This window comes from Bifidobacterium sp. B4111 (assembly GCF_026537235.1).
Classification (GTDB): domain Bacteria; phylum Actinomycetota; class Actinomycetes; order Actinomycetales; family Bifidobacteriaceae; genus Bombiscardovia.
In genome coordinates this window covers 279710-296167 of record NZ_JAFNMO010000001.1, presented here as the reverse complement: position 1 = coordinate 296167, position 16458 = coordinate 279710, and the positions used below count along the sequence as shown (strand labels likewise).

The 16458-nt window shown below is 57.2% G+C and carries 15 protein-coding genes; 6 read left to right on the top strand and 9 right to left on the bottom strand.

What is annotated here, in order from left to right; translation table 11 throughout:
• Window positions 1-9: 9 nt before the first annotated feature.
• Together J3T93_RS01365 and J3T93_RS01360 are read right to left on the bottom strand one after the other, a co-directional pair.
• Window positions 10-762 (bottom strand): HAD family hydrolase, encoded by a 753-nt coding sequence (locus J3T93_RS01365; RefSeq protein ID WP_267430237.1) that lies wholly within the window; start codon window positions 760-762, stop codon window positions 10-12.
• A 49-nt stretch (window positions 763-811) separates the two neighbouring features.
• A complete protein-coding gene (locus J3T93_RS01360; RefSeq protein WP_110417844.1) occupies window positions 812-1036 on the bottom strand; it encodes a helix-turn-helix domain-containing protein in 225 nt (74 codons plus the stop codon).
• Window positions 1037-1325: 289 nt separating this feature from the next.
• Between J3T93_RS01360 and J3T93_RS01355 the strand changes: the two genes are divergently transcribed.
• Window positions 1326-3245 (top strand): alpha/beta hydrolase, encoded by a 1920-nt coding sequence (locus tag J3T93_RS01355; RefSeq protein WP_267399587.1) that lies wholly within the window; start codon window positions 1326-1328, stop codon window positions 3243-3245.
• A 94-nt stretch (window positions 3246-3339) separates the two neighbouring features.
• Here the strand turns inward: J3T93_RS01355 and dnaG are convergent, their stop codons facing one another.
• The 6 genes from dnaG to J3T93_RS01325 form a co-directional block, all read right to left on the bottom strand.
• The gene (gene dnaG / locus J3T93_RS01350; RefSeq protein ID WP_267430236.1) at window positions 3340-5430 is read right to left on the bottom strand and encodes a DNA primase; all 2091 of its coding nucleotides are present in this window, start codon (window positions 5428-5430) and stop codon (window positions 3340-3342) included.
• Window positions 5431-5487: 57 nt separating this feature from the next.
• Complete coding sequence (locus tag J3T93_RS01345) at window positions 5488-6771, bottom strand: deoxyguanosinetriphosphate triphosphohydrolase (RefSeq protein ID WP_267430235.1); 1284 nt, start codon at window positions 6769-6771, stop codon at window positions 5488-5490.
• A gap of 18 nt (window positions 6772-6789) precedes the next feature.
• Window positions 6790-7248, bottom strand: a complete 459-nt coding sequence (locus tag J3T93_RS01340; protein WP_267399584.1) for an Ohr family peroxiredoxin — start codon at window positions 7246-7248, stop codon at window positions 6790-6792.
• A gap of 70 nt (window positions 7249-7318) precedes the next feature.
• The gene (gene alr, locus J3T93_RS01335) at window positions 7319-8677 is read right to left on the bottom strand and encodes an alanine racemase (protein ID WP_267430234.1); all 1359 of its coding nucleotides are present in this window, start codon (window positions 8675-8677) and stop codon (window positions 7319-7321) included.
• 42 nt (window positions 8678-8719) lie between these two features.
• Complete coding sequence (locus J3T93_RS01330; RefSeq protein WP_416378808.1) at window positions 8720-9370, bottom strand: N-acetyltransferase; 651 nt, start codon at window positions 9368-9370, stop codon at window positions 8720-8722.
• A gap of 131 nt (window positions 9371-9501) precedes the next feature.
• Window positions 9502-10560, bottom strand: coding sequence for a LacI family DNA-binding transcriptional regulator (locus tag J3T93_RS01325; protein WP_267399582.1), 1059 nt, complete (start codon window positions 10558-10560; stop codon window positions 9502-9504).
• Window positions 10561-10710: 150 nt separating this feature from the next.
• Between J3T93_RS01325 and J3T93_RS01320 the strand changes: the two genes are divergently transcribed.
• The 5 genes from J3T93_RS01320 (at window position 10711) to J3T93_RS01300 (ending at window position 15844) form a co-directional block, all read left to right on the top strand.
• A complete protein-coding gene (locus J3T93_RS01320; RefSeq protein WP_267399581.1) occupies window positions 10711-11994 on the top strand; it encodes an enolase C-terminal domain-like protein in 1284 nt (427 codons plus the stop codon).
• An 80-nt stretch (window positions 11995-12074) separates the two neighbouring features.
• A complete protein-coding gene (locus J3T93_RS01315; protein ID WP_267430233.1) occupies window positions 12075-12866 on the top strand; it encodes an SDR family oxidoreductase in 792 nt (263 codons plus the stop codon).
• An 8-nt stretch (window positions 12867-12874) separates the two neighbouring features.
• Window positions 12875-14143, top strand: a complete 1269-nt coding sequence (locus J3T93_RS01310; RefSeq protein ID WP_267399579.1) for an MFS transporter — start codon at window positions 12875-12877, stop codon at window positions 14141-14143.
• 1 nt (window position 14144) lies between these two features.
• On the top strand, window positions 14145-14942 hold the full coding sequence (locus J3T93_RS01305; protein ID WP_267430232.1) for an amidohydrolase family protein: 798 nt from the start codon (window positions 14145-14147) through the stop codon (window positions 14940-14942).
• Window positions 14943-14944: 2 nt separating this feature from the next.
• Window positions 14945-15844 carry a dihydrodipicolinate synthase family protein gene (locus J3T93_RS01300; RefSeq protein WP_267399577.1) on the top strand — a complete coding sequence of 300 codons (900 nt, stop codon included), beginning with the start codon at window positions 14945-14947 and terminating at the stop codon, window positions 15842-15844.
• A gap of 79 nt (window positions 15845-15923) precedes the next feature.
• Here the strand turns inward: J3T93_RS01300 and J3T93_RS01295 are convergent, their stop codons facing one another.
• On the bottom strand, window positions 15924-16406 hold the full coding sequence (locus tag J3T93_RS01295; protein WP_024626660.1) for an S-ribosylhomocysteine lyase: 483 nt from the start codon (window positions 16404-16406) through the stop codon (window positions 15924-15926).
• Window positions 16407-16458 lie beyond the last annotated feature (52 nt).

Sequence of the window (16458 nt, the reverse complement as noted above, 5' to 3'; positions counted from 1 at the left end):
CGGATCGATTCAGCAAGTCTGCGCAGCCGGCGACCCCGATCGTCCGAGTCGCTCGACAATCAGAGCAGACAAATCATTCAAGGTTACTCCAACATAGCTATTCAAGGAAGCGAACTGGGGGCCTGATGATGTGTCGACCGGGTTGGTGCCGGTATAGGCCACAGTAGTAGCTCCTGAGGCCACAGCCGAGGTGATGCCGGTCAGGGTATCCTCGAAAGCCAGGCAGAAGGCCATCAAATCAGGGCTGTTGATGCCCACCAGACTGGCCGCATGCAGATAGGGAGCAGGATCGGGCTTCTGCGCCAGCCCATCATCCCCGCAGACATAGTCGGTAAAAGCTCCCTCGGGTGCCTTAGCGACCACAGCCTGAGCCATGCGGCGTGGCGAAGTAGTGACCAGAATCGAGGGGACGCCGGCCTCAACCAAGTCTGTCAGGATGGCACGAACCCCTTCAATCCAAGGCATGTGACGCTCCTCCATGGCGATTACTCCATCAATCAGCAGATCTGGAATCTGATCCTCAGGAAGGTCAAGACCACGCTCCCGCATTACCCTTGCCACTTTGGTCAGAGGCTTGCCGGAAACCTGCCACCCCATGTCGGCATTCCAGTCTCCTCCATGCTCACGCACTAGATCGACCTCCGCCTGATGCCAGTAAGGCTCTGAATCGATCAGAGTTCCGTCCATGTCCCAGAAGACCGCAAGCGGCCGGCGTCCCACAGCAGACCGGGCTTTATTATCCTTTTGATGCTCCATGTTCATGCATTCACCCTATCGGCAGGGCCTGTCTTAAGAATGGCGCTGCTGCACATTACTTAGCATGAAGATCCGGCCATGGATCAGGCAGCAGCTCATCCAGACTCACATTGAGCACTTGAGCAACTGCCATAATGTTGATCAAACTGGGATTGGCTGGGCTCCCGGGTCGCGACTGGCCATGCTCCAACTGTTGATATGCGAACCGGGAAAGGTTGGCATTATAGGCGACGAACTCTTGACTGTAGTGCAAAGCCGTCCTTCTGCGTTGTATGTTCATACCTAATACTACGGCGTATTCCGCCCATCCATCCGGTACTTGAGAATGTGCCACAGAGCCAAAATAGGTACAAAAACCAGGTTGTCATGCCTTACCAGTAATACTATATCAGTAAGGCATCACCGGTTATCCAAACGGGGAACAATTACCGTGCTCTGTCTTGCACCAAAACTAGATAAGTCGTAGTCGTTGCTGGTTTCAGCACCTACATACGCGATGAACAACGAGGATCATCAATGAAAGCAACAATCCTGGGCGACTATGAAAACATCACAAAAAGGACGAATCAATGAAAAAATCCTCAATCATCAACAATCCGGTCATTGGCTTGGCCATTTCACTCATTCTCTGTCTGGCGTGCGGACTTATGTCCAATCTGGCTCAAACCGATGGAGGACGCGTTACAAAGGAGACGCTGCAAATTGAATCGCCGTCAGGCCACCGATTGAGCATGGACATGCTCCAGCCGAAAACAGCTTCTTCTAAGCACCCGGCACCTGCCATTGTCTTTGCTCACGGAGGTAACACCAACAAAGAAAAAAGCGATGACTTCCAGATCGAGTGGGCTCGCAGAGGTTTCGTCGTGATATCTTTCGACCTTTACGGCCATGGCGAATCTGAAATCCTCAATGACCAGGAATGGCTTGTAAATGGACGCGGATTGTATGACACGGTGGAATACCTCACCTCTCTCCCCTTTGTCGATGCTGATCGGATAGGGGTTTCAGGGCATTCAAGAGGCGGGAACACCATCCATGAATCCATCCTGATCGACAATAAGCGCCAGCATCCACTGATCAAGACCGTGCTCTATGTCAGCCGAGACCCGGTCTATAAGGACAACGAGACGGCCGCCTTCGGGTATGTTCCCGGCAAGACGAACGTCGTCGAAGCAGCCAAGAAGAACACCAACGGCAAGTACTTCAACTACTATCGCGAGCGCACCGTAGGAGTACTCGCCGGCAAATACGACGACTACTCTTTCAAGGAAAAAGATACGTCAACTGGCAAAATTAAGCCCAACCCGCAGTACCTCAAATCAAATAACGCACGGTCCTTCCTCAACTTCGGCATCACGCCCACTGACCATACACCTGCAGGGATCAGCGGCCGGTGGTACCGCAAGCAGATCAATGGCCATCAAGCCTCACACGTCATTTATATGGAGAACGGGACGCACGGAACAGTGCTCTTCCTATCCCAACCATGCACCGATGCTGTTCAATTCATGGTTAGGGCTTTCAACATGAAAACCGACCTTGCCGACAGCAATCATATCTATCCTGTCAAAATGATCGGAGGGCTTCTTGGACTGATCGGCCTCATGCTCTTCATGGTCTATGGAACACTCTGTCTGGTCAGAACCAGCCTCTTCAAAAAGGCCGGCTCAGAGGAACCGGCACGCATGCGTCAAGCTGATACCTATAAGGGAGGTTCAGTATGGCTTTGGGTCTGCCTACTGTCGGCCACCGCCTTCTCAGTTGCCAGCGCCTTGACGTTGTTCGGGCTGAAAGTCGACAAGCATATCGGCAACTACTTTCGGCAAGGTATGCCCTTGTTCTACGGTGTGTGGGGCTGTCTGAATGCCATATTCATGATCGCGTTGACAATTCTGTGGTACCGTTTGTATGCGCGAAAGAGGGGGACTAAAGTCTCGGATCTTGATCTGCCCATCGGTGGAGGAAGACTTTGGCAGACAATAACGCTTGCACTGACAGTCAGTCTTCTGGCTATATTGCTGATCTTCACATGCAAGTTCCTCTTCAACTCCGATTTCCGGTTCTGGTACTGGGCCGCCAGACCATTTACCGCCGACAAGATTCCTGAGATGCTCAAGCTACTGCCCTTCTTCCTTGTAGCCTACGGAACCACATCGGTCTTCATCAATAGCCTGAATTACTCCACCTCATTCGGGAGGAACTCAACAGCCAACATAGGTCTGCTGGCATTCTTCAACATGCTGCCGGCTCTGCTTATAGCAGTGGTTGGATACGGGTATTTCTTCGTCACTGGAGTCAACGGCCTGTTCGGTAACAACACACAGATACCAGACTGGATGCTGACACCCTTGGTCCCGCTGGCTGTCATGCCTCTGGTGACCCGGGCGATCTACCGTCACACCAGAAATCCCTATCTGGGTGGCATCATTACCGCGATCGTTGTTACTGTGATGACCTGCATCAACTCACAGATATCCTTCCCAGCCTAACGGGGAGACCACACCAACCCCAGGTCCTCTCCGTCCCTGTCTACAAGGAAAACTTCGACAAGGACAGGGAGGACCAACTTACCTGACCACCAGTTCACTCGGTGTTGCCGAAGACCTGGTTGCGCAAGTTGTTACGCTGGGTCTCGTATTGAGTGAGCTGGCCAAGAAGATCGAACTTCTCCTGACCGTCGGGCAACTGATTCATCTGATGCTTGACCGAGGCAATCAGCCGCATATAGGTGGCATCCAACAGCCTTGCCAACAGCTCGGAGGCATACTGACGCTCCTCCGGGCTAGGCTGCCTCAACTGAACATCCGCTTCTTTGGAGCCCTCGTCCCGGTCTTCTTTCTTATTGCCTCTCTTGGAGTCCGATCCTGAGCTCCTCTGTCTATCCTCCTGCTTATCCAAATTCAGCGGCAGGGGCATGACGGCCAGCTCATTGATGGCCGACTCCAGCATGGGCCCGCCAGCCTTGGTCAAATTATGCATCCACAGCCCCTGGGGCGTCTTCCTGTCGGGCAGCCCTCCGGCTGCCTGCACAGCCTGATAGAGCGAGCGGAAAATCGGAACCTCGAAACTATCTGGGCTGAGTTGGGCGAAGGCATCCGATCCGACCGCTCTGGGGATCTGGATGAGCACACCCATGAACTGCTGCTCGCAGATGAAGACAGCATCATCGATGTGGTGGTAGCCCTGTCGGAGGGCATCCTCACGCTGTATCCCGCGGCGGCGCATGGCATCGTCACTGCCTTGGCCCGCACGACCCTCAGATTCACCCGCGCCGCGGTGAGGAGTGCGGACCGCATAGGCATCCTGGTCCTTCACATGCAGCTTGCGGCGGGCCCTGTTGACCTCCTGGCGCAGCAGATCCAGATCCACGCCGATTTTTCTGGCGGTTTTACGGGTATAGGCCCCCACCAGGGAGCGGTCCCTGATCTGGGCCAGAATAGGCGCCACGGCCTTGACTGCTCCCATCTGCCCGGTGGTGTACTGGGTATCAAACATGGCCACGGCGGTGTCGATGACGAAGTCATACAGCGGTCGGGCGTGCTCGACCAGGGATCGCACAGCCTCATCGCCGTAGCGGATGCGCAGATCGCAGGGGTCCAGATTCTCCCGGGCCACCGCCACGAAGGTCTGCGTCAGAAAGCTCCCGTCAAGGCCGAAGGCATGCAGGGCGGCCTTCTGCCCGGCAGCATCACCGTCGAAGGTGAAGACCACCCGAGAGCCCCGGACAGGCCCCACCAGCTGAATGGCGCCGAGGGCGTCGTCGGAGATGAGCCGGCGGACGATCTTGGCATGGTCTTCACCGAAGGCAGTGCCGCAGGTGGCTACAGCTGTGTCGACACCGGCAAGGTGGCAGGCCATGACGTCGGTATAGCCCTCTACTATAACTACCTGTCGCTTTTTGACGATGGCGGCCTTGGCCAGGTCTATGCCGTAGAGCACCTGGTTCTTGCGGTAGAGCTGGGTGTCTGGCGTGTTGATGTACTTGGCGTTGATGCCGTCGTCCTCGTAGAGTTTGCGAGCGCCGAAACCCAGGGTGCGGCCCGTGGAATCCCTGATAGGCCAGGTGACCCTGCCCCGGAAGTAGTCATAGACCCCCCGCTGCCCTTTTCTGGCCAGCCCTGCATCCAGCATCTCCTGCTGGGTGAAACCCTTGGTGGACAGATGGCGAACCAGGTTGTCCCATCCGCGTGGGGCATATCCGCAGCCGAAATGCGCGCTGTCTGCTTGGGAGAAGGTTCTGCCCGCCAAGAGCTTGCGCGCCGCCAGCGCATCCTTGCTCATGATCTGCGAAACGAAGAAACGCTGGGCCTCCTCGTTGGCCTCCAGCAGCCGGGAACGTTTGGACCCGCGACGCTTGTCCTGACGGGAGTTTTCGTAATGCAGCTCAATCTGGTACTTGTCTGCCAGAATCTCGACGGCATCGCCGAACTCGACGTTCTCCTCCTGCTCCACGTAGGTAAAGACATCGCCGCCCAGACCGCAGCCGAAGCAGTGCCAGACCCCCATAGAGGGACGCACCGAAAAGGAAGGAGACTTCTCGTCGTGGAAGGGGCACAAGCCCATGTAGGTGCCGGAACCGGAAGGCTTCAGAGTCACGCTTTCAGAGACGATCTCATACAGATCGGCCTTGGCTCTGACCTTCTCGATGTCTTCCTTCTTGATCATTCCGGACATGACACCCAGCCTACCGGCCCAGGCCGATGTGTTGCGCCCGGCGTAAATGCCGCAGGCCTAGGGGCAGACCAGGGAATGCAGGGCCAGCGCGGAGCCGTCGGTAAGAGAGGCCACCTGGTCGATGGCCACCCGCAATCGCTCCCCATCCGAACCTGCCTGACGCCAATCCTCCAGGAAGACATCCTCCAAGGCATCAGAGGATGCAGGCGAGTCGGCCATCATCACCTCAACCAAGTCGGTCACAATCTTCAATTGCTCCTCGTGGAAGGGTTCCTTCTCACGGGGAGCCATGACGAAGTAGACAGCAATCCCCTTCAAGGCCACAATCTCATAAGAGGTCCGGGGAGGAATGACCAGCCCAGCCGAGTACCTGGTCAAGGGGCCTTGGCCGTGACGGCTTCGCGTGGCCGCCTCCACGGAGTCAGCAAAGCGACCGATCAGATAGCTGGTGGTGTTCTTCAACGTAGCCAAGGCCCGGCGTGAACCGTCAAAGCCCGTCGGCAGCATGCTGCGGACGGCCTCCAAGGCTCGGACCAGCTGGTCGGCATCCCATCGATCGCCATACCAGGATCGGGCGGCCCGGACCACACCATCAATGATCCTGGGCTCAGCCAGCCGCTCAGGCACGAAGGATCCGACCACGATGGCATCCTCCACATCGTGGACGCTGTAGGCGATGTCGTCAGCCAGATCCATGACCTGGCACTCCATAGGCGTGCTGGCCGGCGGCGCCCCTTGCTTAAGCCAATGGAAGACCTCTTGGTCGTCAGGGTAGACGCAGAACTTGGCGGTTCTCTCCCCCTTGGGATGAGCCGAGGCCTCGGCCAGGGTCCAGGGATATTTGACCGCAGCATCCAGCGCGGCTCTGGTCAGGTTGACTCCTGCTGAACGTCCGTCAGGATGGAAGACCTTGGGCTCCAGCCTGGTCAGTAGTCGAAGGGTCTGTGCATTGCCCTCGAATCCCCCAATATCCGAGGCCAGCGAAGACAGGGCACGTTCGCCGTTGTGGCCGAAGGGCGGATGACCCAGGTCATGGGCCAAGCAGGCACAGTCCACCACGTCAGGGTCACAGCCCAGCATGGTCCCAATCTGCCGGCCGATCTGGGCCACCTCCAAGGTGTGGGTCAGCCGTGTACGGGCAAAATCGTCAGTGCCGGCGACCAGGATCTGCGTCTTGGCCCCCAACCGACGCAAGGCTGAAGAATGGACCAAGCGCGCCCTATCGCGTTCAAAGGCGGTCCTGCTGCTGGTCTTTGGGGGTTCTGGCGCCCACCGTTCCTGATCCTGGGCAGAGTAGCCCTCGGCCAGCAGGCGGGATCCGCCCTCCTCATCAGTGCCCATCAGGCGCGCCCGCTCCGTTCAGTCCAGGTTATCCACGACCACCACTTCAGTGGGCACATTGCCCGCCGTTGCCTTGGAATAGGGGCAGAGCTCCTGAGTGCGTTCCACCAGACGGCTGGCCAGATCACGATCAACCCCAGGCAGGCAGACCTCAATCAGCGCCTTGATGCCGAAGGACTCGCCCTGGTCACCAAGGGAGATATGAGTGCGCACCTTGCTCTGGGCCAGCTTGGTGGCCGGCACACGCAACTCCTTGCCGGCCAGTCCCATGGCTCCCTGGAAGCAGGCGCCCCAGCCGATGGCGAAAAGCTGCTCGGGGTTGGTACCCTGACCCTTGCCCCCCATGGCCTTTGGTGTATCCAGATCCAGGGAGAGATCGGGGTCGTGGCTGTCCCCATGGCCCTCGCGGCCACCGGTAATGTCAGCTACGGCTGTGTATGAGATGTTGCTTGGTTCATTTCCTGTATATGTAGTCATAACCTCATCTCACCACTTATATTGCCCCTTGACAAGGCCCCAAGCCTAGGTTCTACCTGTGATAGTGGTCTCAAAGAATGGATTCAGGGGCAATCAGGTGCAGATCGTCGGGGTCGACTACCTCATATACGCCCAGATAGAGCCGTGGAATCCGATTACTCAGACAAGTGAAAATCTCATAGCTAATGGTGTCAGCGGCCCGGGCCCAGTCATCAGCGGTTGGCTCGGCCTGATCCTCCCCCCGACCTGGCCCGAAGAGCACAACGGTATCGCCTTCGCTAACTCCCAAGTCGGAAGCCGTACCTTTGAGATCAAGAACGCACTGGTCCATACAGACCCTGCCAGCGACGCGAACCAACTTGGATCCTTGACGAGTCATCAGACGGACGGGTCCACCCAGGCGCTCTCGGCCCATATAGCCCTGGCGGTCGAAGCCCGAGGCAGACCGGTGAATCCCGTCGCCGTATCCCAGGGGCATGATGGCCGTGCTTGTCGACTTCTCCGTTAGATAAGTGCGTCCGTAGGAGATGCCGTGACCGGCTGGCATATCCTTGACAGTGCCCAGCTGGGCCTGAAGGGTCATTGCCGGACGCAGACCGTAATCGGCCGAAACCCCCATGGAGGGATCAGGCTCGTATCCGTACAGGCCGATGCCCGGACGGGTCAGGTCATAACGTATCCCGGGACGGGTGAGCGTGGCGGCAGTGTTGGCCAGATGCCGAATTTCAGGTTTCATGCCAGCGGCCGTCATCCTGTCAGAGAACTCTTCGAAGAGGGCGATTTGATCATCAGTGGACGACACGAACTCGTCCACGCCAGGCATGTCGGCCACTGCTAGATGGCTGAAAAGCCCAACGGGCTCCAACAGCCCCTTGGCAGCCAGGCGGGAGAGCTCGCGCAGGGCATCCCCGAAGGTTTCAGGGGTAAAGCCGTTGCGCCCGAAGCCGGTGTCCACCTTGATGTGTACACGGGCAGGCCTGCCGACCTGATCTGCTGCATGCGCCGCCATGTCCATGGTCTTTAGGGAACCGATGCCCAGATCGATGTCAGCCTGGATCAACTGATCAAAGGGGGCGCGGTCCCCATTGAACATCCAGGACAAAACCCGACAACGGTCGGATCCGATGCCCGCCCGGCGCAGACGAAGGGCCTCGCTGGCCTGGGCCGTGCCGAGCCAGGTGGCCCCGCCGGACAAGGCCGCCAGGGCCACAGGAATGAGCCCGTGTCCGTAAGCATCGGCCTTGACCACACCCATGACTGCAGCATCGGGGTTCGTGGAATGAACCAGTTTCACCAGGGTGACCATATTGGCCTTCAAGGTCCGCAAGTCCACGATGATCTGCCCAGTATAGGCCCGAAGAGCCTGCTCGTAATGTCTCTGGCCCTCGGGCCCGGAGAACCGCCATGCCGGTGCTGCACTCAATGTCATGGCTCCATTGTGCGACGGCGCTGCGACGGTCGGCCCCCGCCCTCAGACGGCGACCAAGCGCTTGCCGACCCTTTCACGTTCTGCTAGGTCAAGGGGACGGTCGTGCCGCTGGTAGGCCACCCGCACGTTCTCGATCTCCTTGTTCTCAGGCATGATGATGTTGCCGCAGCGTGTGAAGCCATGGGTCTCCAGGATGTGCTGCATGGCGTAGTTCTTCAGTCCCGTATCGGCGCGGATGTTCTCGTACCGGCGCATGCTCCAGTCAAGCAGGTCCCCGGCCGCGTGACGTCCCAGGCCGGAGGCGGCCACCCGATGGATGGTGGTATAGGGCCGGTCGTCCAGCCAGCTGCCATCGATGACCCGATAATCAGGTTCCGGGTCATGGAAGAGGGCGAAAACGCCGATGATGCGCTCGTGGCTGCCCTTGTGCTCGTCCAATTCAGGTTCAGGGTAGGCGGGATCCTCAGGAATCTGATCCATACCAGCTGCATCGTCAACCAAGAGCATGGTATGGCCCCCGGCGATGTCTTCGCGGATACGTTCGGGCAGAGGGTACTTGTCCCCCCACTGGCGGGGGTTGCCGGTCTCGGCCATCCGCTTTCTGGCGTAGGCGTAGACAGGCATGATCGCCTCAAAGTCGTCCATGGTGGCATGACGGATCCAACGTGCAGTTTCCATCGTGTAGCTGCTCACTGTGGCTACCTCTTTCTCGACCGGTGCGGCAGGGACGAAACCCGTCCCCGCGATTGCCGAAGTACGAGTGTATTCATCAGCAGGCAGTCACGAAGTGAGTACGCATTGAGCGAATCAGGGAATAGTTTGGGCTATTCTGCATCCTCCTGAACCCGGCCTTCCGCGCGCAGACGACGACGGGCACGGGTCAGGTTGACCACGCTATGCCGACTGACCAGACGGGTTGGCATGACCACATGCCGCTGGAACTCCTTACCCTGGCGCGCATCGAGGATCATTCCCACCGCCATCCTGGCCATCAGATCAAATGGCTGGTCCACCGTGGTAAGGGCAGGCATCAGATAAGAGGACGGATAGACGTTGTCGAATCCGACCACGGACAGGTCCTGCCCGGGCTCCAGCCCACGTTCGCGAGCCGCTCTATAGATATTGACAGCTGTCAAGTCGTTGCAGGCCAGAATCGCAGTCGGACGCTGATCGCGGTCCAACAGATCACAGGCGGCTTGGTATCCCCTGTCAGGCAAATAGTCCCCCTGCTGAACCATGCTCGACGGCAGGCTGGCACCAATGGCTGCCAATGCTGCTCGGTATCCAGCCAGTCTGGCTTGCGCGGATTGCACAGTCGCCGGTCCGGCGATAACGCCAATGCTCCGGTGCCCAGCGTCAAGAAGGCATTTGGCCGCTTGGTATCCTCCAGTCCAATTGTCTAGCGTTATGCTCATATCCTCGTCGCTGACCAAATCCACTGGATCGACCGCCACCAGGGGAATGCCCCTTGCTTTGAGCACATTCTTGCCCTCTTGGTCTATGGAGGACATCTGGGTGATCACCCCCAGCGGGTTACGATCAATGATCCCCCTCAGACATTCCTCAGCACGTCGCTGGTGATCAGTCTGTGTCACCGTCAAAGCCAGACCGGCATCCAAGGCCCATTTCGAGGCATAACGTATCATCTCGATGGTGCCATTGTTGGCAATATAATCCACAACCAGCTCAATTGTCTGAGCAATTTTCGTGCTGACAAGCGGATGCGCATAGCCCTCGTCTGCCAAAGCTTTTTCGACCCTTCGACGGGTTTTTGCCGCCACGCCCGGTCGACCGTTGATCACCTTGGAGACGGTCGAAGCAGAGATGCCGAGCTGCTCGGCTATGGCGCCAACGTGGGGATTGCCTGGTTCCTGTCTGGCCATGTGCGTCCTTTCCATTACCCACCAATCGTAACCAACGAAGCACCAAAAGCATCCATGTCGGATTTAGAATTTTTACATTTCTAATTTTCAAATTTCTATTTCTACGCCTATACTGAGGTATACGTTCACAAGATTGGCAAAGGAGCCACGATGAGTACTATCACTGCGGTGAAAACGTATGACTTTCGTTTTCCCACTTCTCTGACCCTGTCAGGGTCGGATGCCATGAACAAGGACCCCGACTATTCGGCCGCCTATGTGGAAATACACACCTCGGCTGACGACGGCATCAAAGGTTGTGGCCTGGTCTTCACCATCGGACGAGGCAACGATGTCGTTTGCAGAGCTATAGATTCCATAGGAGAGACTCTGCGCGGCCTGGAGGTTGAACGTCTACTGGACAGCATGGGCCTGGCCTGGGACCTATTGGTCCATGACTCACAGCTGCGCTGGTTGGGGCCCGAAAAGGGAGTCGAGCACATGGCCATCGGCGCACTGCTGAGCGCTCTTTGGGACATGAAAGCCAAAAGGGCGAGAAAACCCTTGTGGCTGCTGCTGGCTGAAATGGATCCAGAGGATCTTGTCAGCACATTGGACTTTAGATACCTCTCCGATGCCCTGCGCCCCGAGGAAGCCATAGATATCCTCAAGGATGGGCAATCCGGCAAGCAGGAGCGCATCGAAGAAATTCGCCAGCACGGATACCCCGGTTATTCGACAGCACCCGGCTGGCTTGGCTACAGCGACGAAAAGATGGTGGAGATCGCCAAACGAGAGACTCAGGAAAAGGGCTTTAAGCAAATCAAGCTCAAGGTAGGCCAGAACCTCGATGATGACATACGCCGTCTGGGACTGGCCAGGGATGCCATCGGTCCCGACGTCCGCCTGGCCGTCGACGCCAATCAGGTCTGGGATGTCCCGCAAGCCATTGATTGGATCAACCATTTCCATGACTTCGACCTGGCATGGGTCGAAGAGCCTACCAGCCCCGACGACATCATCGGCCACGCAACCATTGCCAGAGCCATTAATCCCATACCCGTGGCAACCGGCGAACAGATGCAGAACCGCATCATGTTCAAGCAGTTCCTGCAGGCTAACGCCTTCGGCATCATGCAGATCGACGCCACCAGAGTGGCGGGCCCCCAGGAGATAGTTCTGGAATACCTGCTAGCTCGCAAGTTCCACAAGATAGTCTGCCCCCACGCCGGCGGGGTCGGATTGTGCGAGATGGTCTGCCACTTCGCCATGTTCGACTACGCAGCCGTCTCATGCACCACACAGGGCCGAATGATCGAGTACGTGGACAACCAGCACGAATATTTCGTGAACCCCGTGCATATCAGCCAAGGCATGTATAAGGCACCGACCGCTCCCGGCAATGGAGCCGAAATGACCGTGGAAACCGCACAGCGCTACCTGCACCAGGAGTGAGAGCGGCCCACCTCAATCAAAATCCGGTCCAATCACTGAACCTCAAACAAATCATCATCCATATAGACAAAGGAGTTCTCATGGATCTGCATCTCAAGAACAAGGTATTCATCATCACCGGTGGCTTTAAGGGCATCGGCAGGGGCATCACCCTACAACTGGCCCAGGAGGGTGCCATAACCGCAGTCATAGATCGTGACGAGTCAGCCAGGGACCAGTTCTGCAAGGACATCGAGGCCTATACCGATACCTACCGGACCTTCATTTTGGATCTGAATGACACCGACAGCATAGCACCCATTGTAGAGCAGGTACACAAGGAATTCGGTCATATCGATGGCATAGTCAACAACGCTGGAGTTAACGACAACAAGGCTTTGGAAACTACTGACTGGCGCGAGTTCGAGCGTTCCGTACACGGCAATCTCACCCACTACTACGAACTCATGCACGCCTCTTGTGCCTACCTCAAGGAAAGCCACGGATCAGTCATCAACATCACCTCCAAAACCGCTGTGACCGGTCAGGGCAAGACCAGCGCCTATGCAGCAGCCAAGGGCGGGATTCTGGGCCTGACCAGAGAATGGGCTGCGGCCTTGGTCCATGATGACGTACGAGTGAATGCCATCGTGGTCTCGGAATGCTGGACCCCGCTCTATGCTGACTGGATCAAGACCTTTGGCGATGAAGAGGCCCAGCAGGCACGCCTGTCGGTCATCACAGACAAGATTCCTCTGGAGCATCGCATGACCACACCCGAAGAAATCGGAAATACCGCCACCTTCCTGCTCTCTGATCGCGCATCACACACCACCGGCCAATGGGTGTTCGTCGATGGCGGATACGTCCACCTGGACCGGGCACTGAATTGAGCTCTGACATGGATAATACAAATACGCGAAACAAGGGCGGGTCCAAGGCAACCGTCGCCATAACCCTGGTCATCGGACTCTTCTTCATTTGGGGATTGACCATGAACCTGGTCAACGCCCTCAACAGCCCATTCAGCAACTACATGGAGCTGAACAGCACCCAGGCATCACTGCTGCAGGTGGCCTACTACGGAGCCTACTTCGTCATGGCCATCCCAGCCGGAATCATCTCCAAGCGCTTCGGTTACAAGGGCGGGGTCATCTCCGGACTGATACTGTTCGCAGTCGGAGCATTCATCGTGGTGCCGGCCACAAATATGGCCAGCTACGGACTCTTTCTGTTCGCCATGTTCGTGGTAGCGCTTGGAGCCTCATCTCTGGAGACCAACTGCAATCCCTACGTCACCAAGCTGGGCGATGAAAAAGGCGAATCCTTCAGACTCAATCTGGCACAGAGCTTCAACGGCGTCGGCAACGTGGTGGGGCCTCTGATTTTGGGCAGAGTGCTATCCAAAACCCTGACCCCAAAAGAGCCAGGCTTTGAGCAAGCCAAGGTCAAGTTCCTGTCTGACACCAGGATGATCTATATCGTCATCGGCATCGTTCTGCTGTTGGTGTTGGCTGTATTCATCGTCTTCAAACTGCCAACACCACCTGGCGATGACGAGCAGGAAGGGAAAACTGGTAACGGCTCCGGCACCTCAAGCCTGCTGAAACGCCCTTACTTCGTACTGGGCGTGATAGCCGAGTTCATCTTTATTGGCTTGCAGGTGGCGGGCATGGCCATGTTCTCCGCTTATGCCCTCAAACACTGGGGCGCTGGCATCACCGCCGGTCTGGCTGCCACATTGTTGGCATTGCTGTCGCTGCTGTTCACCCTTGGCCGGTTCCTGACCACTCCGTTGATGACCAAATTCGATGCCGGTAAGATACTGGGCGTCTACATGTGCATCACAGCCGTGCTGATGCTTCTGGTATTCCTGGGTCTGGGACGATTCTCGGTCATATGCTTCCTGGTTGCCTATCTGTTCATATCGATCGGCTACCCCACGATCTTCTCGCTGACGCTCAAGGGCATCAGGGGCAACGACGCCAAGACCGGCTCTTCTGCGCTGGTTATGAGCATCGTCGGAGCGGCCCTGATTCCACTGCTGTTGGGTGCCATCCAGGATGCCATGGGCATCGAAATCGCCATGCTGGTGACCGTACCCGGATTCCTCTACATCGCCTGGTATGCCTTCCGCGGGTGCCGCATAGGTCTTAAGCAAGGAGCCTAAAATGACACGACAACTACAGGTCATCGATGCTCACTTCCATATGTGGGATCTTGAACGGCAGCATCTGCCGTGGCTGGACGGAATGCCCTCACTGAACCGGAGCTTTCCCCTTCATGAGCTGGAAAGCGAGTACGAGCAGCTGGGAGTGGAATTTCTGGGCGGAGTCTATGTGGAAGTAGACTCGGACGACCCCCTATTAGAGGACCGCTTGGTCTATGAGAACAATGACCCCAAGATTCTTGCCCGAATGCTCCGAGTCCAGGTAGGGCCCTATATGAGGGTGCCCATCAATGCTACGGGTATCAGAGAGCCACTGCACACTGACTCTGCCCCTCGCGGCCGTTGCATGGAACCCTCCTTCATCGCTGGGCTCTGCGCCATGGCTGATAAGGGCCTGCCCTTTGAGCTGTGCAACAGGGGGGCGGAACTGCCGGACATGGCTCAGGCATTTTCTCAAGTTCCTTCCCTGACTGTCATCATGGACCATCTGGGCAATATGACCGACTTGTCGTCGACCTCCAGAAAGGCCATAGAGGCCATGGCGGCCCTGCCGCACTGTTATATCAAGGTATCAGGGGACTTGCCGGTCGATCGCGACATCGTCGCCTTCGTCAGGGACACATTTCCCCCGGACAGGGTCCTTTACGCCTCCAACTGGCCGGTCGTCACCGTGCACTCCTCACTCCAGGAACACTGGCAACTGATGCTGGATACCTTTGGCCCTGATGAGGACTTCTTCAAGCACAACGCCATGAGGGCCTATGGGATCAATGCCGATATGCTTACTGTGGAAGGGTGAACATGAGCACATCATCAGCCACATTTGAGGGAATATTCTGCCCGTCGATTACCATCAGCGACGATCAAGGAGTCATCGACACCGACCTGTGGGGACGACATCTGGACCATCTGATCCAGGCTGGCATTGATGGAGTGCTTCTGTTCGGAAGCATCGGCGAGTTCTATGCCTATGATCTCCAAGAGAAGCGCTCAGCCCTGCAATTCGCCGTCGACCATATACGGGGGCGCATGAAGGTATTCGTCGGAGTAGGCGACACTGACATGGACCGGGTTATGGATCTGACCAAGTTTGCCGGACAAATCGGCGCCGATGCCGTGGTGGCTGTCAGCCCCTATTATTTCGGCCCTTCGGAACCGACTGCTTACAGGTATTTCACCAGCATCGCTCACGCCTCGACTGTGCCGGTGATCCTCTACAACTTCCCTGCTCGTACAGGCAACGACTGCTCCCCGGAGTTGGTCGCTAAACTGGCCCAGGAATGTCCAAACATCGTTGGCATCAAAGACACCGTGGACACAATCAGCCACACACGTCGAGTCGTATCGGCAGTCAGACGTGTCAGCCCTGAGTTCTCGGTGTTCTCCGGATTCGACGAATACTATATGGTCAATCGCATCTGCGGAGGCAACGGTGTTTTATCGGGCCTGACCAACGTGGAGCCGGAAACCTTCGTAGCCATGCATCAGGCCTATCAAGAGGGCGATTACCGGACTGCGCTAGACAAGGCCCAACGCATCAACCACCTGATGGCGATTTACGACACTGCGGATTTGTTCGTGTCGGCCATCAAGGGAGCTGTGCGACTGCAGGGTCTGCCCATCAGCACACGAATCCGCGAACCAGCCATGCAGATTGATGACGATCAGATGAAACAGATCGAAACCATATTGCGTAGTTGAGCTTTCGTCTGTTGCATCGAACTGGGCCTGAGGAAAGGAACATACCCTTCCTCAGGCCCAATTGTTTGCCTGTCAGCGATCAGACCAGCTTGCGTTCAAAGGGATCGGAGCTGATGCCGGCGGCCACGATGTCGCGGCTCCACTGCTTGGCCGAGAAGAGCGAATGGTCACGGTAGTTGCCGCAGGAGGTGATCTCGGTGCCGGGCACATCGTCCCAGGTGGCCTTTTCGGCGATGAACTCCAGTGACTCCTTCAGGGCCTTGGCCACATCCTCGGTCGAATGACGGCCCCAGGCAAGCAGGTGGAAGCCCGTCCGGCAGCCGAAGGGCGAGCAGTCGATGTAACCGGGGATGCGCTCGCGCAGGAGCACGGCGATGGTGTGCTCGATGGTATGCAGCCCGGCAGTTGGAATGGCGTTCTGGTTGGGCTGGACCAGACGGAGATCATAGTTGGAGATGATGTCTCCTTGGGGCCCTTTCTCCTCGTCGATCAGTCGAACGTAGGGCGCCTTGACCTTGGTGTGATCCAGCTGGAAGCTCTCTACAATAGGTTTGTCAGCCATTGTTATTTCCTTTCCTGTCGGGCGCCCGGTATGAAAGGCAACCTTGATGAAG